Below are 22,754 nucleotides of genomic sequence, written 5' to 3' on the forward strand. Positions count from 1 at the left end.
GTTGAAACAATGGCAATTGAGTATCTGAAACGCGGTAAATCTGACGCGGACCGGGCCGAGGACGACGCCAAGACCCGCGCTGTGGTGGAAGCCACCCTGAAAGACATCGAAACCCACGGCGATGCCGCCGTGCGTGAGTTGAGCGAAAAGTTCGACAATTACTCGCCCGCCTCATTCCGTCTGTCGCAGGATCAGATTGACGATCTGATGGCCCAGCTGACCGAGCGTGAACTGGCAGACATCAAGTTCGCGCAGGAACAAGTGCGCAACTTTGCGCAGGCACAGCGCGATTCGATGCTGGATATCGAGGTTGAGACCCTGCCCGGCGTGATCCTGGGCCATAAGAACATCCCGGTGCAATCGGTGGGCTGCTACGTCCCCGGCGGCAAGTTCCCGATGGTGGCCTCGGCCCATATGTCGGTGGCCACGGCCAGCGTTGCGGGTGTGCCGCGTATCATCGCCTGTACGCCGCCTTTCAATGGCAAGCCCAACCCTGCCGTGATTGCGGCCATGCATCTGGGCGGCGCGCATGAGATTTACGTTATGGGCGGCATTCAGGCCATTGGCGCCATGGCGCTGGGGACCGAGACCATTGATCCCGTCCACATGCTGGTCGGCCCCGGCAACGCGTTTGTGGCTGAGGCCAAGCGTCAGCTGTTTGGTCGCGTCGGCATTGATCTGTTTGCTGGCCCGACAGAGACGATGGTGATCGCCGATGAAACAGCCGCCGACGCCGAGCTGTGCGCCACCGACCTGCTGGGTCAGGCCGAACATGGCTATAACAGCCCCTGCGTGCTGCTGACCAATTCGCGAAAGCTGGCCGAAGAAACCCTGGCTGAGGTTGACCGCTTGCTGGGTATCCTGCCCACTGCGGGCACGGCGAAAGTGTCATGGGATGAATATGGTGAGGTGATTGTTTGCGACACCTATAATGAGATGTTGCAGGTGGCCGATGACATTGCCTCGGAACATGTGCAGGTGATGACCGACCGCGATGACTGGTTCCTTGAGAATATGACCTGCTACGGCGCACTGTTCCTTGGCCCGCGCACCAATGTGTCGAACGGGGACAAGGTGATTGGCACAAACCACACCCTGCCAACCAAAAAGGCGGGGCGCTATACGGGCGGTCTGTGGGTTGGGAAATACCTGAAAACACACAGCTATCAGAAGGTTCTGACCGATGAAGCAGCAACGCTGATCGGTGAGTACGGCTCGCGCCTGTGCATGCTGGAAGGCTTTGTGGGCCATGCCGAGCAATGCAATGTGCGTGTGCGCCGCTATGGTGGAATCAACGTTCCCTACGGCGAACCTGCCCCTTACCGTGAGGCCGCTGAATGAGCGACGTGCATTCAGCGAACAAGGCGCTGATGGCACCGCTTCGGGCGGCGATGTACGACTTTGACAGTGTCCGTGTTCAGGCCGCGTTGAACGGCGCGATTTCTGCAGATGCAGTCATTCACATGCCTTATCCTTTCGGTGATTTGACGGGCCCGCAGAACTTGTACGACACCTGCTACGCGCCGTTGCTGAATGCCATGCCGGACCTTGAGCGGCGGGATTGGATCGTAATTGGTGGGAGAACCGAGCACGGAGACGATTGGATCGGTTGTGGCGGGCACTATTTTGGCACGTTCGTCGCCCCCTGGCTGGACATTCCGCCTACCGGACATTTGACTCATATGCGGTTTCATGAATTCTACCGCATTCGGGCAGGCGAAGTGGTCGAGGTTCAGACCCTTTGGGACATTCCCGAAGTGATGATGCAGGCGGGCGCATGGCCCATGGCCCCATCCCTTGGGCTGGAATTCTGCGTTCCGGGTCCAGCGTCGCAGGATGGAATTGTCGCAGGCCAACGGGACGAGGCCAACTCTCAGGCATCCTGCGACCATATCGTTGAAATGCTTGAGTATCTAAAGAAGCATCCCAGTCAGGGCGGCCCCGAAGTGATGGAGATGGAACGCTTCTGGCATCCGCGTATGAACTGGTATGGTCCAGCCGGCATCGGCACCGGGCGCGGCATTGCCGGGTTTCGCAATTGGCACCAGATTCCATTTCTGTCGGGCATGCCGGATCGTGGGCAATATGTGGATGACATCACCTATCACTTCTTCAGCGACGGGGACTATGCCGCCGTCACCGGCTGGCCCAACATGATCCAGACCGTAACGCATGATGGGTGGATGGGCATCGCGCCATCAGGAAAACGGATCACCATGCGCAGTCTGGATTTCTGGCGGCTGGAGGGTGGGAAAATCCGTGAAAACTGGGTTCTGGTCGATCTTCTGGATGCCTATGCACAGCTGGGCGTTGACGTTTTCGCCCGCCTGCGCGAGTTCAATAAGGCCCGCGTGCCGGGCCGTGTGCCCTTTCCCGTAGGAGATGTCTGATGGACCTGCCCCCTGCCCCTTCGTTCCGTCTTGATGGCAAACGCGCGCTGGTGGCCGGGGCGTCCTCGGGGATAGGGCTTGCCTGCGCGGTAGCTCTTGCCAGCCATGGGGCGCATGTGACACTGGCCGCGCGCCGGGCAGACAAGCTGGCCGAAATCGCGGACGCGTTTGCCGCAAAGGGCTGGGCGGCTGAGGCGCTATCTTTGGACGTGCAAGACGTAACTGCGACCGAGGCTGCGGTCGACGCAAACGGGCCCTTTGGCATCCTGATCAATTCGGCGGGGCTAGCCCGTCACACCCCGGCTCTGGACACCACCGAGGCGGATTTTGACGCGGTGAACGGCCTGAACTTCAAAGGTGCCTACTTTCTGACGCGCGCGGTGGCACGTGGGCTGATTGCAGCTGACAAACCCGGCAGCCTGATCAACATCACCAGCCAGATGGGACAGGTCGGCGGCATCGACCGCGCGGTCTATTGCGGCACCAAACACGCGGTCGAAGGCTTCACCAAATCGATGGCAATCGAATGGGGCCCGCATGGCATCCGCGTCAACACGCTGGCCCCGACCTTTATCCGCACCCCCCTTGGGGAACAAACGCTGGCCATCCCCGAACGCCGGGCCTGGATCGAGGACAAGATCAAGCTGGGCCGGGTGGGCGAACTGGACGACATCACCGGCGCTGCGGTCTATCTGGCCTCGGACGCGTCAAGCCTTGTGACCGGCACGGCGCTGCTGGTCGATGGCGGCTGGACGGCAGACTGATGGCGGACAAGGTGACATCATTTGACGTGGCCCGCCTTGCGGGTGTCAGCCAATCTGCGGTCAGCCGGGTATTCACGCCCGGCGCCTCGGCCTCGGCGGCGACCCGGCGCAAGGTCACAAAGGCCGCCGAAGAGCTTGGCTATCGCCCCAACACATTGGCCCGCGCGATGGTATCTGGCAAAAGCCGGGTAATTGGTCTGGTCGTTGCCTATCTGGAAAATCAGTTCTACCCCATGGCGCTGGAGTATTTGGACCGTGTTCTGAAAGAGCGCGGGTATCACATCCTTCTGTTCATGGCCAAGAACGATGACAACGTAGCCGATATTGTCGATGAACTGATGTCCTATCAGGTGGACGGGATCATTACTGCCTCGGTCGACATGTCCAATGACATTGCCAAACGCTGCGATGATGCCGGCATTCCGGTGGTGATGTTCAACCGCGGCCAAGAAACTGGAAACCTCGCCCAGGTCACATCGGACAACCTGCAGGGCGGGCAGACGGTCGCGCATTTTCTGGCAGGCGGCAATCACAGGAAAATCGCGCATATCTCAGGCTGGCAGGAATCCTCGACCGGGCTGGACCGCATGCGCGGCTTTGTACAGGGCCTCAAGGACCACGGGCTTGAGCCCTTTGCCATCGAAGACGGCGCTTACAATCAGGAAAAAGCCTCGGCCATTGCGCGTGCGATGTGTGGCGGTCCAAACCGTCCGGATGCGATCTTTGTCGGGAACGATCACATGGCCTTTGCCGTCATGGACACGCTCAGGTTCGAACTGGGGCTATCCGTTCCAAACGATGTCAGCATCGTGGGCTATGACGATGTCCCCATGTCGGCCTGGCCCGCCTATGACCTGACGACGATCCGGCAGCCGATCAACAAGATGGTCAACGCCACCGTCGACGTCTTGCTGGCGCGGATCGAAAACGGCGCAGCCTCGCAACGCATTCAGATTCCCGGCCCGCTCAAAATCCGGGGCTCGGCCCGAAAACCACAAGGCTTCAACTCATGACCTATGCAAACAAATGGACGGACTTTCCCGATTACATCCTTGGGATCACCAAGGAGATCTGGGAAGATCGCGGCACCGAGACGCTGAACCGCTATTACGCGCCTGACATTCCGGTGCGCACACCGATGGGGGTCAGCCATGGAAATCAGGGCGTGATTGCCGCGACCATGGCCACCTGCCACGAGTTTCCCGACCGCCAGCTTTACGGTGAGGATGTGATCTGGTCCTACTCGGACGAACATGGGCATCTGTCGTCGCACCGTCTTCTGACCACCGCGACGCATCTTCAGGATGGGCAGTTCGGCAAGGCCAGCGGTAAGAAATGGGTGGTGCGCGTCATCGCAGATTGCGCCGCCAAGGGTGAGACGATCTATGACGAATGGCTGGTGCGCGACTATGGTGGCCTCGTCCGCCAACTGGGGCTGGAGCCCGAAGAGTACACCCGAGATCTGATCGCAGCCGAAGGTGGGCCGGACAAAGCCGCGCGCCCTTTTACCCCCGAGATCGACGTGGATGGCGGTTATCACGGGACCGGCAATGATAACGAATGGGGCGCCCGCTATGCCGAGACGCTGACGCGCATCATGAACAAGGATTTCAACCATATTCTGACCGATTACGACCGGGCCGTAATCGGGGAATATGCGGGCGCGCAACAGGCCATCGGGCGTGAGGCGGTCAGCCGGTTCTGGGTCGGCCTGCGCTCGTCCTTTCCAAATGCCGCGTTCAAAATCCACCACCAGATCGGCATGGACGGGAACATGATGTCACCACGAGCCTCGGTGCGCTGGTCGCTGGACGGCACCCATGACGGCTGGGGCGCCTTTGGCCGCCCGACCGGGGCCAAGGTGCATGTGATGGGCATGTCCCATGCCGAGTTCGGCCCCTGGGGCCTGCGCCGCGAATTCAGCCTGTATGACGAAGTGGCGATCTGGAAACAGATCCTGCTGCACACCGGGACTGTCTGAGTGAACCACCGGGTCTCATATCTGGATGCCAGTCAGGCGACGCGGCGTTTTCACGCCCACCGGGCCAGCCTGCGGGCGCGACGGCTGAACAACCGACCTCCCGGAGGGTTGGTTTGATTTCGTCAAACCAACCCCTTTCAAGGAGAAAAAGACCATGAGCACTATTGAACAACGCATCGTCCGCTATGGCGAGCTTCAGCCCTGCAAAACCGCCTTTATCGACGCCCATACGCCGGGATCGGACCAGAAGGAAAACTTTACCATCGTCGGCGGCGGGGTCTCTGAGAGCCCCGACCAGCATGTCCATATCACCGACAAGATCGGCTTTAACATTGGCGCGGCGGGGCAACCTCCGAAATGCCGCAACTCGCTGCACAGCCACACCACGGCCGAGGTGTTCTTTGTCGCCAAGGGCCGCTGGCGGTTCTTCTGGGGCCGTTATGGCACGGCGGGCGAGTTCATTGCCGAGGAAGGCGATATTTTCAACATCCCCACCGGCATCTTCCGGGGCTTTGAAAACGTGGGTCAGGATTACGGCATGATCATGTCGATTCTGGGCGGCGACGATGCCGGCGGTGGCGTGACATGGGCCCCGCAGGTCATCGAGGACGCGCAGGCCCATGGTCTGATGCTGGGCAATAACGGTGTGCTCTACGACAGCAAAAAGGGCGAAGAGCTGCCCCATAACGTGCAGCCGATGCCTCTGCTGACCGAAGACCAGCTGAAAGCTTATCCCGAGGTTCCGGTCGAAGATGTCGTGGGCAAATATGTCGCCCGCTATTGGGACCTGATGGCGCTGGGGGCCAACAAACCCGCCGTGGTGATCGGTGAAAACGGACTGATCAAGGATAAGCCGGGGTTTGAGGTTGATTTCCTGACCCGCGGCTCTGGCGTTGAGGTCCCGGTCGAAGCCACCAAACCCGTGGTTCTGATGCCCGCCAGCGGCCACTGGCGCATTGGCATCGACGATGTGGTTGTCACCCTGTCCAGCGGTGACACGGCGCTGGTTCTGCCCGGCGAACGCTATAGCGTGACGCCGTCGATGACCGGTCAGGCGGGTCTTTACCGGATCACCGCAACCGACGATCCGGCAGGCGCGACCTGGACCGGCGCCTAAACCAACAGGTGGTCGCAGGCCAAAGCGCTGCGGCCACCCTGACGACCAAGATCAAGGAGACAAAGATGACCCGCGTTCTGACGACCCATGTGGGTAGCCTGCCCCGCACGCAAGAGGTGGTGGATTTCATCTTTGCCCGCGAGCGTGACGAGCCTTACAACCCCGCTGCCTTTGATGCCTGCATGACGGCAGCGGTTTCACAGACGGTGAAACAGCAAAAGGACGCGGGGATCGACATCGTCTCGGATGGTGAGACGTCAAAAATCAGCTACGCGACCTATGTCAAGGATCGCTACACCGGGTTTTCCGGCGACAGCCCCCGCAACGCGCCCGCCGATCTGAAAATGTTCCCCAGCTTTCTGCAACGTCTGGCCGATGCTGGCGGCACGCCCCAATATGCCCGCCCGATGTGCACCGGAGAGGTCCGCTCCAAAGGGCAGGATGAGCTGCAGAAGGACATTGCCAACCTCAAGGCGGCGATGGCCGAACACGGGATTCAGCGCGGCTTCATGAACGCCGCCAGCCCCGGTGTGGTGTCGCTGTTCCTGCAAAACGACTATTACAAATCGCGTGAGGCTTATTTGGCCGCCCTCGCAGATGCGATGAAAGAGGAATATGAAACCATCGTCGCGGCGGGTCTGGACCTGCAGTTGGATTGCCCCGATCTGGCCCTGTCGCGCCATATGCTGTTCACCGACATGTCGGATGAGGAATTCCTCAAGATCGCGCAGATGCATGTGGACGCGATGAACCATGCCCTGTCCGATGTGCCCGCCGAGAACGTGCGCGTGCATATCTGTTGGGGCAATTACGAAGGCCCGCATCTGTGCGATATTCCCATGTCCAAGATGTTCGACACGCTGATGGCCACCAAGTCGCGCTATGTCCTGTTCGAAACCTCGAACCCCCGGCATGGTCATGAATGGACCGTTTTCCGTGATCGCAAGGCGGATATTCCCGACGACAAGGTACTGGTCCCCGGTGTGGTCGATACAACGACCAACTTCGTTGAGCACCCCGAGCTGGTGGCGCAACGCATTGCCCGGTTCACCGATATTGTCGGCGCTGACCGCGTGATCGCAGGCAGCGATTGCGGTTTTGGCACTTTTGCGGGCTTTGGCGCGGTCGACCCGTCGATTGCCTATGCCAAACTGACCGCTTTGTCCGAAGGTGCGGCCTCCCTGCCGGAGGCGTAGATGACACCCCTGCTGCTGCTGCCGGGGATGATGTGCGATGCCCGGCTTTTTGCCCCTCAGATCCACGCCTTTGCGCCCGCGCGCGCCGTATCCGTGCCCGCGCTGTCGGGCCGGGATTCGATGGAAGATCTGGCCCGACAGATCCTTCAGTCCGCGCCGGACCGGTTTGCCCTGGGCGGGCTGTCCATGGGCGGTATCGTCGCGATGGAGATCGTCCGGCAGGCCCCGGATCGGGTTGCCGGTCTGGCCTTGCTGGACACCAACCCTCTGGCCGAATTGCCCGAAATTCAGGCCCGGCGCGCCCCGCAGATGGACAAGGCCCGCGCCGGCAATCTGGAAAGCGTCATGCGCGACGAGATGAAGCCGAACTATCTGAGCGTGGGCGAAAACAGGGCAGAAATTCTGGACCTGTGCATGAAGATGGCGATGACCCTCGGGCCTGATGTGTTTTGCGATCAGTCCGCTGCATTGCGGGATCGACCGGATCAAAGCGCCACTTTGCGCGGGTATCACAATCCCGCGCTGGTGCTGTGTGGGCGCGAGGATAAGCTGTGCCCGGTCTCACGACACGAGCTGATGCACGACCTTCTGCCTCAGTCGGAACTGGTCATTATCGAGGGCGCAGGCCATCTGCCGACCCTTGAGAAACCCGATGAAACCACCACCGCGCTTGGTCACTGGTTAAAGGACGTTGATGATGAACGATGAATTGCTGACCCTGCTGAAATCGGTGGATACACCGACCGTCTGCAACGCAATTGAGGTCGCGCAGGGCGGGCGCGGGTTTGATCAGTTCACCCGAGGCACGGTTCTGTGCAGCGACCCAGACGCCGGTGCCATTGTCGGCTATGCAAGGACTGCGAAAATCGCCGCCGTCGCGCCGCCGTCAGAACCGGCGGATGTCATCAAGGCCCGCCGGATGGACTATTACCGCCACATGGCCGAAGGCCCCCGCCCCGGCATTGCCGTAGTCGAAGACCTGGACGGTGAAAACGCCGTTGGCGCCTATTGGGGTGAGATCAACACAACCGTGCACAAGGGGTTTGGCCTGTCCGGTGCCCTGACCAATGGCGTCATGCGCGATCTGGGCGATCTGCCCGATGGCTTTCCGGTCATTGCAGGTTCGGTCGGGCCCAGCCACGCCTTTGTCCATGTACGTGAAATTGGAACACCTGTGACGGTCTTTGGTATGCGCGTCGAAGATGGCGATCTGATCCACGCGGACCGCCACGGCGCGCTGGTGATCCCTAAGGGCGACATCTCCAAACTGGCTGAGGCCATTCACAAATTGCTGGACACCGAAAAACTGGTGCTGGACCCCGCCCGCGCCGAAGGCTTTGATTTTGCCGCCTTTGAAGCAGCGTGGAGCGCCTTTGAAAAAGCCCGGACATGAAAAGGCCCATCACTGGGACGGGCCTTAGAGCATTTTTTAGTACCTAGTCCGACCCGATTGTCAGGTTGGACGGGGTGCCGACTGGATCACAAAAGCGCCCGCACCTTTTCCAGCAACGCCGCGTTGACGGCGACGCCTTCGGTGGCGGCGCGTGTGCGCTTGTTCAACCGCCCGTCACCGGGCAGGCGCGCGCCGTCCTGATCGCGGAAAGACGCAATCAATTCAGCCAGCTTGCCCTGAAACGCCCCGCCTGAGGTTGCTTGCGGGTCAACAGCGATAAAGAACTGCCCGGTTTTCGGCGGGCCACCTGCGGTGCCCGAGAACGGGCTGGCCACCGCGCCAAGGGTCGCGCCGGTCATGGCAGCGGCCATCAGCTCAACAGTCAGGGCGATGCCAACGCCTTTGTAGCCGCCTGATGGGACCATCGACCCTTTCAGACCCGCTTCGGGGTCGGTGGTGGGCTGCCCATCAGCGTCCAGCACCCAGCCTTCTGGCACAGGCTGACCTTCGCGGGCATGTTTCATCACTTCGCTTTTTGCGATTGTGCTGGCGGATTGATCGATCAGCAGTGCGGCATTGCCATCCGCGTCGGGAGCCGAGATCGAGAACGGGTTGGTGCCGACAACGGGCTTTGCGCCGCCCGACGGCGCAATCGAGGCCGGGGCGTTGGTGAACCCGATCCCCAGCAGACCTGCCTGCGCCAGACGCTGTGTGTGCACGCCCAAAACACCACAGTTATACGAGTTGTTGATGGCCAGAACCGCAACACCCTGTTCGCGCGCCAGCGGGATCAGTTTTTCAAAACCCAGATCAATTGCGCTGTGGGCAAAACCGGTGGCGGCATCCACGGTAACCACCGCAGGGCGCGGCTGTTCGACAACAGGTTTTGCAGCCCCGTCCACCTTGCCGCATTCCACATGCTGCGCGTAGATCGGGATATAGGCCAGACCGTGCGACGCCACGCCATCCGCCTCGGTCATCGCCGTGGCAACCGCCAGGGGGCGTGCATTTTCTTCCGATGTTCCGGCTTTGACGAGCGCGCGGAAGGCGAGGTCTTCAATTTCGGACAGAGACAGGGTTTCGGTGGCGGTCATAGTTCGTTCCCGTTCGTAGATGTTGTTGCCCCGATCAGGGGGCGGTGTTTCAGTCGTTATCGCTCAGACCCGCGCCTGCACCGCGCAGGCGGCTTTCCTCGGTCGCGGGCGCGAAAGTGCGGTGCGCAAAGGCACTGAGCCGCTGCCAGTTGCCGTCCGAAACCTCGGCGCGCAGCACCGCTTCGCGGCGGCCTGTCATGCTGGCAGGCGCGCTGAAAACCATCTTGTCCGCATGACGCGCCTCAAGCGCCTCGGGCGTGGCCTGCACGCAGATCTGACGCCCGTCCGTTGCCAACCGCGCGTCTTGCCATTCCGCGGCAACCGGCACGCCCAAACGCAACGCAGCACCCCCCATGAACGGCACAGCCAGCAGCGGCAGGCTGACATTTTCCATGATGATCGATCCGCGATCCATCAAACGCACGGCGCAATCGCTAAGGGACGCGCCCGCGATCAGAGGGCTCATCCGACGGGTCGGCGCATGCCAGATCTCAGCGCTGAGCGATACGGGCGACACGTCAATCGACGGGATACGATCATTCATCTCAAGAAGATCGGCCAACAGGCCCGCACCCGAAAACCCGAAAGCAGACAGCCAGCGCGTCCCCTTGGCGGCCTCTTCCGCCAGTCCCCAGGACAGGCCCGCGCCACGCGCGGCGCGTTTGCTCATGGCTTCGATTTCATTCAGCGAGTGGCTCATGCAGCGGCCTCTTCAATTTCCGGGAAAACCCAGTAGTCAGCATTCTCGGATGTCAGCTCATGCGGCAGGGGCGCGTTTCCGTACATGCAAATGCGCACCCAGCGGTCCGAGCGGGGATCAAATTTGGTCGCGCCAAAGAACGACAGCTTGCACCGCAGCATGTCGATGGGCAGCACCCGGTCGGAAATCGTGTTATCCCGAATTTCCGCATAAGGCGCGCGGCCTACGATCTGCACCCGGCGCAGAACATGGCGATGTTCGGGGTGGCGCAGCAGGAAATCCGCGACCTGCGCATCATCCGACCAATGAGCCAGAGCCTGATAAAGCAGTGCAGCATCCCGGCCCGGGGCCAAGGGTTGCTCGTATTCCTCGATAGGTTCTTCGAACCGTTCGCCCAGACGTGGCTCAAGCTTTTCTTCGGATACATACCAGGCGCGGGCCTTGCTGGCCGGAGCGGCCCAATCCGTCTCAATGGCCCAGCCGTAGATATCCTTCATCAATGCCCGCAGATCGCCGATCTTCATCGCGCCCGCGATGCGGAATGTGGCGGTGTTGTCTGCCGCCATGCCCTCGGCAAACTCGTCAACCAGCGCCCCGTAAGGCTCTAGCATCAACGAGGCAATCCACTCCTGCCCTTCCAGGCTCAGGGTCTGTTCGGCCCAGCAATACAGCGCATCCCAGGGGGCGTCCGCTGTCAGATCAGCGGTCTTAAGATAGTCGGTGATCTTGGCGATATCAGCGCGCAGGGCGGCCAGTTTTTCGATCTGGATCGGATGCTCGGAATGCCATGTCCCGACAATCTGCATGTTCCGCGACAGCACATCCCGGAACAGCGCGATCTCAGCCTCGCTGGCGTTTTGCACACCGCGCACCACCTGAATGGCGCCTTCGCGGGCAGCCATCCAGTTGTTGAACAGCACGGGATGGTTCAACAGAAACGGCGCCATGCCCAAACCTGTTGAGTTGCCAATTCCCATGGACCGCGCAATCGCGCCATCCAGCTGGGCGGCCTGCGTTCCATTCTGGGCAGCGCGCGCATTGGCCATGTACTGGACCAGGTCGGTCACGAACCAGCGCGTCAGGTAGACCGACAGCATCTCAACCTGGAACGGGGCGCGGAATTCGGGACGGTCGGCGATCATTTCCCGGTCAGCAGCGCCCAGTTTACCCGACCCGTAAACGGCGGTGGTGCGCATCAGATAGCCTACGTCGTCAATTTTCTCGGTCGAGGGCTGGCGGCCCTCGGCCAACTCGCTGACCACATGTTCCCACAGCCGCACCGAGCGGTTGGCGCGCGACACGGACAGCTCGCTTCCTGTGACGCGACCGGCTTCCTGAACGGGGATGTTATGCGACAGGCGTTCGATGTCATCTGCGGATGGCACGCCATCGAACAGGGTGAATGTGGCATCCCAGGCCTCGGCGATCACCCGGTCCGAGCGTTTCTCGGGCGGCAGGTCATGGGCATAGGCGATCAGGGAATAGGACCGCTCGGGCCCATGTGCGGTATAGACGGCATGACCGACACCGTTGGCATCAATCTCGAACGCGGTTTGTTCAAACCGCCAGTTTTCCCGGGCCAGTCGTCGCGTCAGAATACGCATGAACGAAAGGCGCGACTGATGCATAGAGCCGAGGCGCGCAAGGCGCATGACGGTGTTCGGGTCGCGTCGGGAAACGTCAGTCATTCGAGTATGCCTCCTCAGGTCGGTTAATCACTGGTCTCCTGAAATCTTCAGGGAAGTTGTCGGGCCGGACAAGCCGGCCCAACCTAGCGTCGTTAGCTTTCCTTGCCTTTCGCCAGCGTGATGCGCAGCGCATCCCACAGCGACGGTAGCAAGATCAGCGACACCGGAACAGCGGTCACCACGATAAAGCTCTGCAGCTTGGACACACCGCCCGATCCGACCGAGATCAGGATGATGGCCATAATGCCCATTGCGATGCCCCAGAATACGCGCAGCGCGGCGGGCGGGTTGTTCTCGTTGCTCATGGTCGCAGAGATGACATAGCTCATCGAGTCGCCGGTGGTAGCCACAAAAATCGTGGTCAGGATCAGGAACAGGATCGAGATCAAAAAGCCCATCGGCAGGTTGTTGGTGATGGCCAGCAGCGCGGCAGGCAAGTTGAACCCTTCGAACGCGGCAGCAATGATGCCGGGGTTTTCCAGTTCCATCGCGATGCCGGTGCCACCGATGATGGTGAACCAGAAGTTGGTCACGATCGGCGCAATGATCGACAGCATGATGATGATCGAGCGGATCGACCGGCCCCGCGACACCCGCGCGATGAACATTGCCATCAGCGGGCCATAGCCCATGAACCAGCCCCAGAAGAACACGGTCCACCAGCCCAGCCAGCCGGGTTCGCCGAACAGACCGGCCTCACCACGGTACAGAGCCATCTGGAAGAAGTTGCCCACATAAGTACCAAAGCCCGAGAAGAACGAGCCGAAGATGAACCCGGTCGGACCCGCGATCAGAACGAACAGCAGCAGGAACGCCGCCAGGATCACGTTGACCTTGGACAGAATCTGAATGCCGCGCGACAGACCGGTCATGGCCGAGATCGTGTAGATCGCGGCCAGACCCGCGATCACGGTCGCCTGCAGGGCAAACGTATCCGAGAAACCGAACAGATCGGCCAGGCCATAGCTGACCTGCAGTCCCAAGAAGCCAATCGGTCCAACCGTGCCCGCAACCACAGCGATGATCGAGGACGCGTCGGCAATCAGACCGATGGGGCCGTTGATCGCCTTGTCCCCAAAGACCGGGTACAGCAGCGTGCGCGGGGCCAGCGGCAGACCTTTTTCATAGTGATAATACATCAGCATGACCGTGGTCAGCGATCCCAGAATGGCCCAAGCCAGGAAACCCCAGTGCATAAACGCCTGTGCAATGGCCGGGTTGACGGCCTCGGCAGTTGCACCTTCACCACCGTAAAGCGGCGCGGGGTACAGGAAATGGGCAATCGGTTCACCTGCCGCCCAGAAGACGCCGCCGCCGGCCAGCAGCGTGCACATGACCATCGATCCCCACTGGAAGGTGGTGAATTCAGGCGCGGCGAGACCGCCCATGATCGCCCGACCGCCGGGCAGAATGCACAGCAGCAGACCGATCAGGAACGTGGCCAGCAACAGCACCTGCCAGTACAGGCCGAAATAGGTGGCTGCGATGGTGAAACCCCAATCCACCGCACCTGACAGTGCGTCAAGATTAACCAGTGCCGCGATGCAGAACAGCGCGATAAATCCACCCGAGATCAGGAAAAGCGGCTTGTTCACGCGGCTTTCCTGTACGGGGGCAGTGTTCAAAGATGCCTCAGACATCTTTCCTCCGTTAAAAGTAGTCAGGCCAGCTTGTTTTGAGTTGCGGCCATGGCTTCGTTGATTGGCTGACCTGCATCAGGCGAGCGGTTTGAAGTTCTCGTCAAAGAAACGGTACCAGTTGCCACCCATGATCCCGGCGACTTCGTCGTCGTTCATGCCTGTGGCGCGCAGTCCTGCTTCGATGTTTCCGAAATCGCGGTTGTCGTTGAACCAGCCTGGCATGGGCGGGAAACCGGGGGCCGAGGCCGAGCCTTCGCCATAGTCGATTTCTTTCGTCCAACGGCCCACGCGCATCCATTCCACGATGCTGTCGGGCTGGTCCTGACACAGGTCGGTGCCGATCCCCAGATGCTGTGCACCGTATTTATCCGCCGAGCGCGCGATCATCTCGCAAAAGCTTTCCAACGTGCAGTCGGACTTGTCTTTCAGGTGATGCGGATAGACCGAGAAGCCCAGCATGCCGCCATTTTCCGTCACCGCGCGGATCACCTCTTCGCGTTTGTTGCGCAGGGCGGGCGACCATTCATGCGGGTTGGCATGGGTGATGGCGATGGGGCGTTCGGAAAGCTCAGCCGCCTCGATGGTCGAGCGGTCCGCCGAATGGCTCATGTCCACCACCAGACCCACGCGGTTCATCTCTTTGATGACCTGCTTGCCCATGCGGGTGATGCCGGTGTCTTCGGCCTCATAACAGCCCGTGGCCAGCAGCGACTGGTTGTTATAGGTCAGCTGCATGAAGCGCGCGCCCAGATCGTGCAGAATCTCGATCAGGCCGATATCGTCTTCCATCGGGGACGGGTTCTGAAAGCCGAAGAACACCGCCGTGCGCCCGGTTTTGCGGGCCACGTCGATGTCGCTGGCCCAGCGGCCTTTCATGATCAGGTCCGGGTATTGCTCGAACCAGCGGTTCCACTTTTCAAAGTTCAGAACCGTTTCGCGAAAGTTTTCGTGATAGGCGATGGTGACGTGGATCGCGTCCACGCCCCCCTCGCGCAACTGGCGGAAAACCTTTTCCGACCAGTTCACATACTGAAGACAATCGATCAGCATCAGACAGGACCGGCGCTGATATAGGCGGTTTTGACCGTGGTGTAGAACTCGGCCGCAGCCTTGCCCTGCTCACGCGGGCCATACGAGCTGTCGCCGCGACCACCGAAGGGTACGTGATAGTCGGTGCCTGCGGTGGGCAGGTTCACGGTGACAACACCGGTGCGCGCGTTGCGGCGGAAGTGCGTGGCGCGGGCCAGCGACTTGGTGACGATGCCCGAGGTCAGACCAAAGTTGGTGTCGTTGACGACGCTCAGCGCCTCGTCATAGCTGCCGACCTTGATGACGCTGGTCAGCGGCGCGAACATTTCTTCGCGGTTGATGCGCATGTCGTTGGTGGTGTTCAGGAACACGCCCGGCGACATGTAGAAACCTTCGTGCGGCATCTCCAGACGCGCACCGCCACAGGCCAGTTCCGCGCCCTCGGACTTGCCGATACCGACATAGGCCAGGTTTTCGTCCAGCTGCTGCTGGCTGACGACGGGGCCCATCTGAACGCCTGCTTCCAGCGCGTGGCCCACTTTCATCGCCTGCGCACCGGCGACCAGCTTTTCTACGAAGGCATCGTGGATGCCCGCGTGGACAACCAGACGCGACGAGGCGGTGCATTTCTGACCGGTGCCACCAAACGCACCACCAAGGGCCAGCGTCACCGCCAGATCCAGATCGGCATCGTCCATGACGGCAAGAGCGTTCTTCGATCCCATTTCCATCTGAACCTTGGTCAGGTTCTGGATGGCAGCGGCAGCAATGCCCTTGCCCACCGGAACCGACCCGGTGAAGGAAATTGCGTTGACCTTGGGGCTTTCGACCAGACGCTGACCGATCGAACGGCCCGAGCCCATCACAAGGCTGAACAGACCCTTGGGAATGTCCTGACGGTTGATGATCTCGGTCAGGGCCACAGCCGAGGCCGGGGTGATGTTGGCAGGTTTCCAGACAACCGCGTTGCCATAGCACAGCGCCGGCGCAATCTTCCACGATGCGGTCGCGGTGGGGAAATTCCACGGGCTGATGATGGCGACAACGCCAACGGCCTCACGGCGCACGTCCACCTCGATATCAGGGCGCACGGAATCCGCATTCTCACCGATCTGACGCAGGCACTCGGCGGCGTAATAGGTAAAGAACTGACCGGCGCGGTAGACTTCGCCCTTGCCTTCGGCCAGCGGCTTGCCTTCTTCGCGGCTCAGCAACGTGCCCAGTTCCTCGGCGCGGGCCATCAGTTCATTACCGATGGCGTTCAGAACAGCCTGCTTGCGCTCCAGCCCATAGGCGGCCCACTCTGCCTGCGCTACGCGCGCCTGATCCAGAGTTGCCTCAAGCTGATCCGCGCTGGCTTGTGCAAACACACCGACCAGATCGCTCAGATCCGACGGGTTGCGGTTCTCTACTTCGCCTTCGCCAGCCAGCCATTCGCCAGCGATCAGGTTTTTTTGAATGTCAGCCATAACGGTGTCGCCTCATCAGGAATTAGTCGATTGGATATGGACTCTTTTGCATACATCAATCAAACTAAATTTATTGAATGATACTTCAACAAAACTGAAACACCTCACATGGCTCTCAAAATCGAAATGCTTCGCGGCTTTGTCGCTGTTGCACGCAGCGGAAATCTGACGGACGCTGCCGACACCCTGAAACGCACCCCGTCCGCTGTTTCGATGATGCTCAAACAGCTTGAGACCCATCTGGGCGAGCCCCTGTTTGAAACGGATCGGAAAAACAAACTGACCGCGTTGGGCGAGTTTGTGTTCGCACAATCAGAGCAAGAATTGCAGCATTTCGACAATACGGTCCGCGCCATCGAAAACTACGCCGACGCCACGCTTGGCCATGTTCGGATCGCCACGGTTCCTTCTGTGGCCGGGATGATCATACCGCGGGTTTTTGCAAGAAGCATAAACGCTTATGACGGCGTTCGGGTCGACTTGCGCGACATGGATTCCAAATCCGTCCTGCACGAACTGTCCCGTGGCCGGATCGATATCGGCATCGCGACGGTCGGTGCAAACGGCTCTGGGTTGCAAAGCCAACTTTTGCTGACCGACTGGTTCGGAGTGCTGCTGGCCCCGGACCATCCGTTGGCGCAAAGTCAGGCGCCGATCAGCTGGGACGCGCTGAGGCACGAGCGGCTGATTGCAAACAGCCTGTCCGAGAATATAACCGGCGCCGAGGCACGGGACCTGCATGCCAGGTCCCGCTTTTCCGCCCACAACCTGACGTCGATTTTGGGGATGGTCAGGGCCGGTCTCGGCGTGACGATCCTGCCGGAAATGGCCGCGAATTCTTCGGGGCAGACCGACTTGGTCTTCCGACCGCTGGCGGATAAAACGGTAAAACGCGAAATCCATCTGTTGCGCAAAGCTGATTCTGCCCTGTCTCCGGCGGCGCGCAAACTGGAACATGACATCCTTGAAACGGTTGCCGAGATGACCAAAGAGCATCGGACATGACGGAAAACAAAGATAGGATCACGCTGGGCATCCTGGTCTTTCCCGGCTTTCCCATGGCGTGCCTGACATCGTGCATTGAACCCCTGCGCGCCGCGAATGAAATCTCGGGGCAGGATGCGTTTTCGTGGACCGTGATCGCGGAAAAAGACGCGCCCGTGCAGTCTTCGGCGGGGGTGTCATTTTCGCCGGATATCGTGCTGTCGGATGTTAAGGCGCTGGACCATCTGTTATTTGCCGCAAGTCCGAACAGCGTGTTTGACAGCCCGTCCAAGGCAAACGCCGCCCTGCAGCGGCTGATCCGGGCCAACACACGCGTCGGCGCCATCAGCGGCGGCGTTTTTCCCCTGGCCCGCAGCCGCCTGACCGGCGACAACCCGTTGTCAGTGCACTGGTGCTACGAGGCCGCCTTTCAGGCCGAATTCCCCGACATTCCGATCCATGGCACCGTGATCTGCGAAGAGGGCGCTTTTACCACCATTTCCGGGGCGTCAGCCGTGTTTGATCACATGCTGACGCTGATCGAAAACCGCCTTGGCGGCGACATCATGGCCGAGGTTGCCTGCTGGTTCCAGCACCCCTTTATCCGCAGCGGTACAATGGCGCAGAAAGTGCCCGCAATCTCGACCGCGCAAAGCCAGGACCTGCTGCCGAAACAGGTGGCCCGCGCCATTCAGCACTTTGCCGAGCATATCGAGAACCCGATACAGATCAGCGAGGTCGCCGACGCCGTTGGCCTGTCCGCGCGGTCGCTGGAGCGCAGCTTCAAAAAGGCGACAGGGCAAAGCCCGTTGACCTATTACCGTCGGATGAGGATGAATCAGGCGCGGCAACTGGTTTTGTATACCAATGACCCGATTGCCGAGGTCGCCTATATGGTCGGCTACGCCACCCCCGGTGCATTCATGCGCCACTACCGGGAAACGTTTGGGGTCACGCCGATCAGTGACCGGCGTGCCAAGAACTCGATGCGGGTGGGCAGCGATGATGTGCTGCCCTCGGGCTGAGGGTCAGGCGACCGACTTTGCCGCCCCCAGCAGACCGTGATGCAGCGAGGCCGCCGATGACCGGGGCGCGATGATAGCCATGCGGTCCTCGGCCAGACGCCACAGGAAGACGCCCAGATGCTCTGCCGTGGTACGGATCGCCGCGCCGGGTTCCATCGTGCGGACCGGAGCGTTGGTCAGCCGTTCGAACAGATCGCACAGCGCCGCGCCCTGCACGTCGAACCGGCACCAGCCGTCCGTCTGTTCAACCACCGAGGCGCTGTCGCCCACAACGGCCTTCAATTCAGAGGCCAGCAATTCGTGGCTGTCGTGGGACGCGGTGATCATCCACTGATCCGGGCCCGTCCAGAAGGCGGCATGTTCTGCGGCCTCGGCGGATTGGCCGACACCGGGCAGCGTTAGACCGATCTTGTCGGCCAGCGCCTTTTGCACGGCATTCGCCTGATCGTTGCGCGCTGCGACCGAAGCCAGCGCCTGATCCACGACCTCGGTGATGGTGATTGTGCCAATGGTGTCGGTGCGCGGCGTGTCGCCGCCCAGCGGGGTGATGGGTTTCAGTTTATGCACGAAGCTTCTCCCCTTCCGGGTCCACGAAATGAGCGCTGACAATCTCGACCATGACTTCCTGGCCTTCAAGCGGGTTCACCAGACGCAGTTTTTCACCCATCCGGTCCGAGCCACCTTTAACAAAAGCCAGCCCGATTGAGCTTTGCAGGATCGGCGAATAGGCGGCCGAGGTGACATAGCCCTGATCATGGGCCGCATCGACCGGCCCGGTGGCTTTCATCAGATGGCCGCCCGCAGGCACGCTGTCCTTGGCGTCTACCGGTTTGAGACCGACCAGCGCCAGCGCATCAGGGGTGTTCATCCCCTCACGACGGCTGAGAACATTGCCGATACAGTCCTTTTTGGTGCTGACCATACGCGCCATGCCAAGGTTCAGAGCCGTGGTCGTACCGTTCAGCTCATTGCCGGTCGCATGACCCTTTTCGATCCGCATGACGCCCAAGGCTTCGGTGCCATAGGGCATCACGTCGAACTCTTCGCCCGCCTCCATCAGCGCGCGCATCAGCCCGTCGCCGTAACGTGTGGGCACCGCGATCTCATAGGCCAGCTCGCCCGAGAACGAGATACGGAACAGCCGCGCCCGCAGCCCGCCGCACACGGTGATCTCACCACAGCCCATGAAGGGGAACGCCTCGTTCGAGATGTCGAACTCGGGGTCCACGATCTTTTGCAGCAGCTTGCGGCTGTTGGGACCGGCCACGGCATATTGCGCCCAGGCCTCAGTGGTCGAAATCAGTTGTACGTCCATATCCGGGCAAAGGCATTGGCGCACGAATTCCATGTTGCGATAGACCAGAACCGCGTTGGCGGTGGTGGTGGTCACGACAAAATGGTCCTCGGCAAACCGCGCAGCGGTGCCGTCGTCATAGGCAATGCCATCCTCGCGCAGCATCAGGCCATAGCGGACCTTGCCCACGGGCAGTTTCGCAAAGGCGTTCGAATAGATCATGTTCAGGAACGCGGCAGCATCTGCACCCTGCACATCAATCTTGCCCAGCGTGGTCACATCGCACACACCGACCGAGTTACGGGTCTGCAGCACTTCGCGATCCACCGATTGCCGCCAATGGGTCTCACCCTTGCGCGGGAACCATTGGGCGCGCAGCCAGTTGCCGACCTCGACAAACACGGCGCCCTGTTCCTCGGCCCATGTGTGGCTGGGCGTCAGGCGGGTCGGGTGGAAATCCTTGCCCACCGCGCGGCCACCGAACGCACCCATCGCCACAGGCGTATAAGGCGGGCGGAAGATGGTCGTGCCGGTTTCGGGGATGGATTTGCCCGTCAGCTCGGCCATCACAGCCAGCGCACCCACGTTCGAGGTTTTGCCCTGATCAGTCGCCATGCCCAATGTGGTATAGCGTTTCAGGTGCTCGACCGAGGTAAAGTTCTCCTGATGCGCCAGTTTGACGTCCTTGACGGTCACGTCGTTCTGGTAATCCAGCCACGCGCGTTTTGCGCCTTTGACGTGCCAGAACGGGCTGATCGAAACCGGTGCATCCGCCGCTGCGGGCAGGTCGGCAGGGGATGCGGTGATCCCCAGATCGCCCAACGCAGTTACAGCCGCAGCCGCACCGCCCTGTAGCGCCGCGTCGGTGGTCAACTCACCTTTGGCCGCGCCAGCCACGATCTGGCCGACGGGCAGGCCGTCGCCCGGCACAAAGGCGTGGATATCCGCGTTCCAGACCGGGCGACCCCGCTGATGGCAGGTCAGGCCAAGGTTCGGGTTCCAGCCGCCGGACATCGCCAGCGCCTCGCAGTGCAGATCGCGGGTATAGCCCTTGTCGGTGCGCACCTGAACCGAGGTCAGACCCAGACGGCCCGAGGTGTTGATGATCTCGGCCCCTTTCAGAACCTCGGTGCCCTCAACATCCGCAGCGTCCGCGCGGGTATCGACAATGGCCGGAACCTTGACGCCCTGCGCCATCAGATCGCGCGCCGTCTGGTGCGCGTCGTCGTTATTGGCAAAAACCACAACCGATTGCCCGGGCGTTGCGGCCCAGCGGTTGGCATAGGCCCGCACCGCGCCGGCCAGCAGGATACCGGGCCGGTCGTTGTTTTCGAACGCGATGGGGCGTTCGATGGCCCCGGTCGCGATCAGCGCACGTTTGGAATAGATGCGCCACAAGGTCTGACGCGGCTTGTCCGCTTCGGGCGCGATCAGGTGATCCGCGTTGCGTTCGACGGCACCATAAATGCCGTGGTCATAGGCCCCGAACACGGTCGTGCGCGGCATGACCCGCACGTTGTTCATCGACGCCAGTTCAGCCAGAGCCTGCGAAACCCAATCCGCGCCGGACATATCGGCCAGCGCGCCGGTCTCGGCAATCAGACGACCGCCCATGTGGAAATCTTCATCGGCGATAATGACCTGAGCGCCCGCGCGCCCGGCCGTCAGCGCCGCCGCCAGACCGGTCGGACCCGCACCGATGATCAGCAGATCGCAATGCAGGAAACCTTTGTCATAGAGGTCGGGATCATCCTCACCGGTCAGGCTGCCCAGACCGGCGGCTTTGCGGATGATCGGCTCATACAGCTTTTCCCAGAACGCCTTGGGCCACATGAAGGTCTTGTAATAAAACCCGGCGGTCAGGAAGTTCGAGAACCGGTCATTGATCGCCATGAAATCGCGTTCCAGCGACGGCCAGCGGTTCTGGGAATTGGCGCTCAGGCCCTCATACAGCTCGGCCACGGTGGCGCGAGTGTTGGGTTCCTGCCGCCCGCCCGAGCGCAGCTCGACCAGGGCGTTCGGTTCCTCGCTGCCCGCGGTCAGCGGGCCGCGCGGGCGGTGGTATTTGAACGACCGGCCCATTAGGCGCACACCATTGGCCAGCAGGGCCGAGGCCAGCGTGTCGCCCTGATAGCCCTGATAGGATTTGCCGTCGAAAGTGAAACTCAGGCTGGCGTCACGGTTGATCAGCCCGCCGTTCAGACGATTGCTTTGCGTCATTGTTCTGCCTTTCTGGCCGCCTTGGCGACATCGCGCGCCAGTTCGACATTCAGAATTTCATGCGTCAGCGTGTTGCGCGTGACCACCAGCCACGACCGGTCGCCCTGTTCGTGATACCAAAGCTCACGGTGTTCGCCCGCCGGATTGTCGCGCAGGTACAGGTAATCGTGAAACGCCTGCGCCGCGTCTTCGGCCTGCCAGTCGGGGCGGTTGATCAAGGTCGCATCACCCAGATAGGTGAATTCCTGTGCGTCGCGCGGCCCAAGGAGGGGATGGTTGATCAGCATGCTTCGACCTCCGACCCTTTGTGAATGATGTTAATGTCGCGCACACGCTGCATCCATTTGGCGCGCAGATCCTCGCTTGTGGCACCGATGTCATAGGCCGGTGTCGCCAGCGGTTTGCAGGCCGTCACGTTGATTACGACAAAGCCTGAAAACTCGGGCTCAAGATCGGGCCAGCGGTTGGTGTAAACCGGGCGCAGCGACGGGTAACGCGGATTGTCGCGCGGTACATAGGTTGCCTCACCCTGAACAAGCAGACCGCGGCGGGTCAGAATGTCGACGAAATTCACCTCGACCTGCGGGCGAACCGCGATATTGGCCAAGGTATCCGGCGACCGGATTTCAGCGAAGCTGATCGTGGTGTCGTCATGAACCACAAAGGTCCCCTTGGGGGATACGTTCGGGTTTCCGTCGGCATCAGCAGTGGCGACAAAGCCCAGATGCCAATGCTCGATCAGGTCGCGTGCAAACTTGTTGATCATGGCC

General features: G+C 61.0%; 21 protein-coding genes. 11 read left to right on the forward strand and 10 right to left on the reverse strand.

The features are described 5' to 3' along the window. The first annotated feature begins 9 nt into the window (after nucleotides 1-9). From hisD to ACR0J5_RS14370, 9 genes are all read left to right on the forward strand, one after another. Nucleotides 10-1,341: a histidinol dehydrogenase gene (gene hisD, locus ACR0J5_RS14330; RefSeq protein ID WP_480654453.1), complete on the forward strand. Its 1,332-nt coding sequence runs from the start codon at nucleotides 10-12 to the stop codon at nucleotides 1,339-1,341. Next, nucleotides 1,338-2,390: an ester cyclase gene (locus ACR0J5_RS14335; RefSeq protein ID WP_480654455.1), complete on the forward strand. Its 1,053-nt coding sequence runs from the start codon at nucleotides 1,338-1,340 to the stop codon at nucleotides 2,388-2,390. Before hisD ends, ACR0J5_RS14335 begins: the two co-directional genes overlap by 4 nt. Beyond that, nucleotides 2,390-3,154: an SDR family NAD(P)-dependent oxidoreductase gene (locus tag ACR0J5_RS14340; protein WP_480654457.1), complete on the forward strand. Its 765-nt coding sequence runs from the start codon at nucleotides 2,390-2,392 to the stop codon at nucleotides 3,152-3,154. The genes ACR0J5_RS14335 and ACR0J5_RS14340 overlap by 1 nt, the downstream gene beginning before the upstream one ends. Beyond that, nucleotides 3,151-4,167 (forward strand): LacI family DNA-binding transcriptional regulator, encoded by a 1,017-nt coding sequence (locus tag ACR0J5_RS14345; protein WP_480654711.1) that lies wholly within the window; start codon nucleotides 3,151-3,153, stop codon nucleotides 4,165-4,167. Before ACR0J5_RS14340 ends, ACR0J5_RS14345 begins: the two co-directional genes overlap by 4 nt. Next, a complete protein-coding gene (locus tag ACR0J5_RS14350) occupies nucleotides 4,164-5,135 on the forward strand; it encodes a nuclear transport factor 2 family protein (RefSeq protein ID WP_480654459.1) in 972 nt (323 codons plus the stop codon). Before ACR0J5_RS14345 ends, ACR0J5_RS14350 begins: the two co-directional genes overlap by 4 nt. 154 nt (nucleotides 5,136-5,289) lie before the next feature. Then, the gene (locus ACR0J5_RS14355; RefSeq protein ID WP_480654461.1) at nucleotides 5,290-6,252 is read left to right on the forward strand and encodes a cupin domain-containing protein; all 963 of its coding nucleotides are present in this window, start codon (nucleotides 5,290-5,292) and stop codon (nucleotides 6,250-6,252) included. Between the two features lie 65 nt (nucleotides 6,253-6,317). Beyond that, the gene (locus tag ACR0J5_RS14360) at nucleotides 6,318-7,448 is read left to right on the forward strand and encodes a cobalamin-independent methionine synthase II family protein (RefSeq protein ID WP_480654463.1); all 1,131 of its coding nucleotides are present in this window, start codon (nucleotides 6,318-6,320) and stop codon (nucleotides 7,446-7,448) included. Then, nucleotides 7,449-8,156, forward strand: a complete 708-nt coding sequence (locus tag ACR0J5_RS14365) for an alpha/beta fold hydrolase (protein WP_480654465.1) — start codon at nucleotides 7,449-7,451, stop codon at nucleotides 8,154-8,156. Further along, the gene (locus ACR0J5_RS14370; protein ID WP_480654467.1) at nucleotides 8,146-8,841 is read left to right on the forward strand and encodes an RraA family protein; all 696 of its coding nucleotides are present in this window, start codon (nucleotides 8,146-8,148) and stop codon (nucleotides 8,839-8,841) included. The genes ACR0J5_RS14365 and ACR0J5_RS14370 overlap by 11 nt, the downstream gene beginning before the upstream one ends. A gap of 86 nt (nucleotides 8,842-8,927) precedes the next feature. Here ACR0J5_RS14370 and ACR0J5_RS14375 read toward each other — a convergent pair whose 3' ends face one another. The 6 genes from ACR0J5_RS14375 to ACR0J5_RS14400 form a co-directional block, all read right to left on the reverse strand. Further along, a complete protein-coding gene (locus ACR0J5_RS14375) occupies nucleotides 8,928-9,935 on the reverse strand; it encodes an Ldh family oxidoreductase (RefSeq protein ID WP_480654469.1) in 1,008 nt (335 codons plus the stop codon). 49 nt (nucleotides 9,936-9,984) lie between these two features. Next, nucleotides 9,985-10,635: a DUF3726 domain-containing protein gene (locus tag ACR0J5_RS14380; RefSeq protein ID WP_480654470.1), complete on the reverse strand. Its 651-nt coding sequence runs from the start codon at nucleotides 10,633-10,635 to the stop codon at nucleotides 9,985-9,987. Beyond that, a complete protein-coding gene (locus ACR0J5_RS14385) occupies nucleotides 10,632-12,323 on the reverse strand; it encodes a hypothetical protein (RefSeq protein ID WP_480654472.1) in 1,692 nt (563 codons plus the stop codon). The genes ACR0J5_RS14380 and ACR0J5_RS14385 overlap by 4 nt, the downstream gene beginning before the upstream one ends. A gap of 92 nt (nucleotides 12,324-12,415) precedes the next feature. Next, the gene (locus ACR0J5_RS14390) at nucleotides 12,416-13,963 is read right to left on the reverse strand and encodes a BCCT family transporter (protein ID WP_480654474.1); all 1,548 of its coding nucleotides are present in this window, start codon (nucleotides 13,961-13,963) and stop codon (nucleotides 12,416-12,418) included. Nucleotides 13,964-14,038: 75 nt separating this feature from the next. Next, nucleotides 14,039-15,013 (reverse strand): membrane dipeptidase, encoded by a 975-nt coding sequence (locus ACR0J5_RS14395; protein ID WP_480654476.1) that lies wholly within the window; start codon nucleotides 15,011-15,013, stop codon nucleotides 14,039-14,041. Further along, on the reverse strand, nucleotides 15,013-16,461 hold the full coding sequence (locus ACR0J5_RS14400; RefSeq protein ID WP_480654478.1) for an aldehyde dehydrogenase family protein: 1,449 nt from the start codon (nucleotides 16,459-16,461) through the stop codon (nucleotides 15,013-15,015). Before ACR0J5_RS14400 ends, ACR0J5_RS14395 begins: the two co-directional genes overlap by 1 nt. Nucleotides 16,462-16,569: 108 nt before the next feature. Here ACR0J5_RS14400 and ACR0J5_RS14405 point away from each other — a divergent pair, with 108 nt between their 5' ends. Beyond that, a complete protein-coding gene (locus ACR0J5_RS14405) occupies nucleotides 16,570-17,466 on the forward strand; it encodes a LysR family transcriptional regulator (protein WP_480654480.1) in 897 nt (298 codons plus the stop codon). Continuing rightward, nucleotides 17,463-18,470: a GlxA family transcriptional regulator gene (locus ACR0J5_RS14410; protein WP_480654482.1), complete on the forward strand. Its 1,008-nt coding sequence runs from the start codon at nucleotides 17,463-17,465 to the stop codon at nucleotides 18,468-18,470. The genes ACR0J5_RS14405 and ACR0J5_RS14410 overlap by 4 nt, the downstream gene beginning before the upstream one ends. A gap of 3 nt (nucleotides 18,471-18,473) precedes the next feature. Here ACR0J5_RS14410 and ACR0J5_RS14415 read toward each other — a convergent pair whose 3' ends face one another. From ACR0J5_RS14415 to ACR0J5_RS14430, 4 genes are read right to left on the reverse strand one after another with little or no spacing between them, the layout of a single operon-like run. Further along, nucleotides 18,474-19,037 (reverse strand): sarcosine oxidase subunit gamma, encoded by a 564-nt coding sequence (locus tag ACR0J5_RS14415; protein WP_480654484.1) that lies wholly within the window; start codon nucleotides 19,035-19,037, stop codon nucleotides 18,474-18,476. Beyond that, nucleotides 19,030-21,984, reverse strand: a complete 2,955-nt coding sequence (locus ACR0J5_RS14420) for a sarcosine oxidase subunit alpha family protein (RefSeq protein WP_480654486.1) — start codon at nucleotides 21,982-21,984, stop codon at nucleotides 19,030-19,032. The genes ACR0J5_RS14415 and ACR0J5_RS14420 overlap by 8 nt, the downstream gene beginning before the upstream one ends. Continuing rightward, entirely contained in the window at nucleotides 21,981-22,271 is a 291-nt protein-coding gene (locus ACR0J5_RS14425) for a sarcosine oxidase subunit delta (protein ID WP_480654488.1), read from the reverse strand. Before ACR0J5_RS14425 ends, ACR0J5_RS14420 begins: the two co-directional genes overlap by 4 nt. Further along, nucleotides 22,265-22,750 (reverse strand): pyridoxamine 5'-phosphate oxidase family protein, encoded by a 486-nt coding sequence (locus ACR0J5_RS14430; RefSeq protein ID WP_480654490.1) that lies wholly within the window; start codon nucleotides 22,748-22,750, stop codon nucleotides 22,265-22,267. The genes ACR0J5_RS14425 and ACR0J5_RS14430 overlap by 7 nt, the downstream gene beginning before the upstream one ends. Nucleotides 22,751-22,754: the final 4 nt, after the last annotated feature.

This window comes from Ruegeria sp. BE1, from assembly GCF_056538885.1.

Coding starts and splice junctions, on each gene's coding strand:
- hisD (WP_480654453.1), top strand. CDS start 10: ATGGCAATTGAGTATCTGAAACGCGGTAAATCTGACGCGGACCGGGCC.
- ACR0J5_RS14335 (WP_480654455.1), top strand. CDS start 1,338: ATGAGCGACGTGCATTCAGCGAACAAGGCGCTGATGGCACCGCTTCGG.
- ACR0J5_RS14340 (WP_480654457.1), top strand. CDS start 2,390: ATGGACCTGCCCCCTGCCCCTTCGTTCCGTCTTGATGGCAAACGCGCG.
- ACR0J5_RS14350 (WP_480654459.1), top strand. CDS start 4,164: ATGACCTATGCAAACAAATGGACGGACTTTCCCGATTACATCCTTGGG.
- ACR0J5_RS14355 (WP_480654461.1), top strand. CDS start 5,290: ATGAGCACTATTGAACAACGCATCGTCCGCTATGGCGAGCTTCAGCCC.
- ACR0J5_RS14360 (WP_480654463.1), top strand. CDS start 6,318: ATGACCCGCGTTCTGACGACCCATGTGGGTAGCCTGCCCCGCACGCAA.
- ACR0J5_RS14365 (WP_480654465.1), top strand. CDS start 7,449: ATGACACCCCTGCTGCTGCTGCCGGGGATGATGTGCGATGCCCGGCTT.
- ACR0J5_RS14370 (WP_480654467.1), top strand. CDS start 8,146: ATGAACGATGAATTGCTGACCCTGCTGAAATCGGTGGATACACCGACC.
- ACR0J5_RS14375 (WP_480654469.1), bottom strand. CDS start 9,935: ATGACCGCCACCGAAACCCTGTCTCTGTCCGAAATTGAAGACCTCGCC.
- ACR0J5_RS14380 (WP_480654470.1), bottom strand. CDS start 10,635: ATGAGCCACTCGCTGAATGAAATCGAAGCCATGAGCAAACGCGCCGCG.
- ACR0J5_RS14385 (WP_480654472.1), bottom strand. CDS start 12,323: ATGACTGACGTTTCCCGACGCGACCCGAACACCGTCATGCGCCTTGCG.
- ACR0J5_RS14390 (WP_480654474.1), bottom strand. CDS start 13,963: ATGTCTGAGGCATCTTTGAACACTGCCCCCGTACAGGAAAGCCGCGTG.
- ACR0J5_RS14395 (WP_480654476.1), bottom strand. CDS start 15,013: ATGCTGATCGATTGTCTTCAGTATGTGAACTGGTCGGAAAAGGTTTTC.
- ACR0J5_RS14400 (WP_480654478.1), bottom strand. CDS start 16,461: ATGGCTGACATTCAAAAAAACCTGATCGCTGGCGAATGGCTGGCTGGC.
- ACR0J5_RS14405 (WP_480654480.1), top strand. CDS start 16,570: ATGGCTCTCAAAATCGAAATGCTTCGCGGCTTTGTCGCTGTTGCACGC.
- ACR0J5_RS14410 (WP_480654482.1), top strand. CDS start 17,463: ATGACGGAAAACAAAGATAGGATCACGCTGGGCATCCTGGTCTTTCCC.
- ACR0J5_RS14420 (WP_480654486.1), bottom strand. CDS start 21,984: ATGACGCAAAGCAATCGTCTGAACGGCGGGCTGATCAACCGTGACGCC.
- ACR0J5_RS14425 (WP_480654488.1), bottom strand. CDS start 22,271: ATGCTGATCAACCATCCCCTCCTTGGGCCGCGCGACGCACAGGAATTC.
- ACR0J5_RS14430 (WP_480654490.1), bottom strand. CDS start 22,750: ATGATCAACAAGTTTGCACGCGACCTGATCGAGCATTGGCATCTGGGC.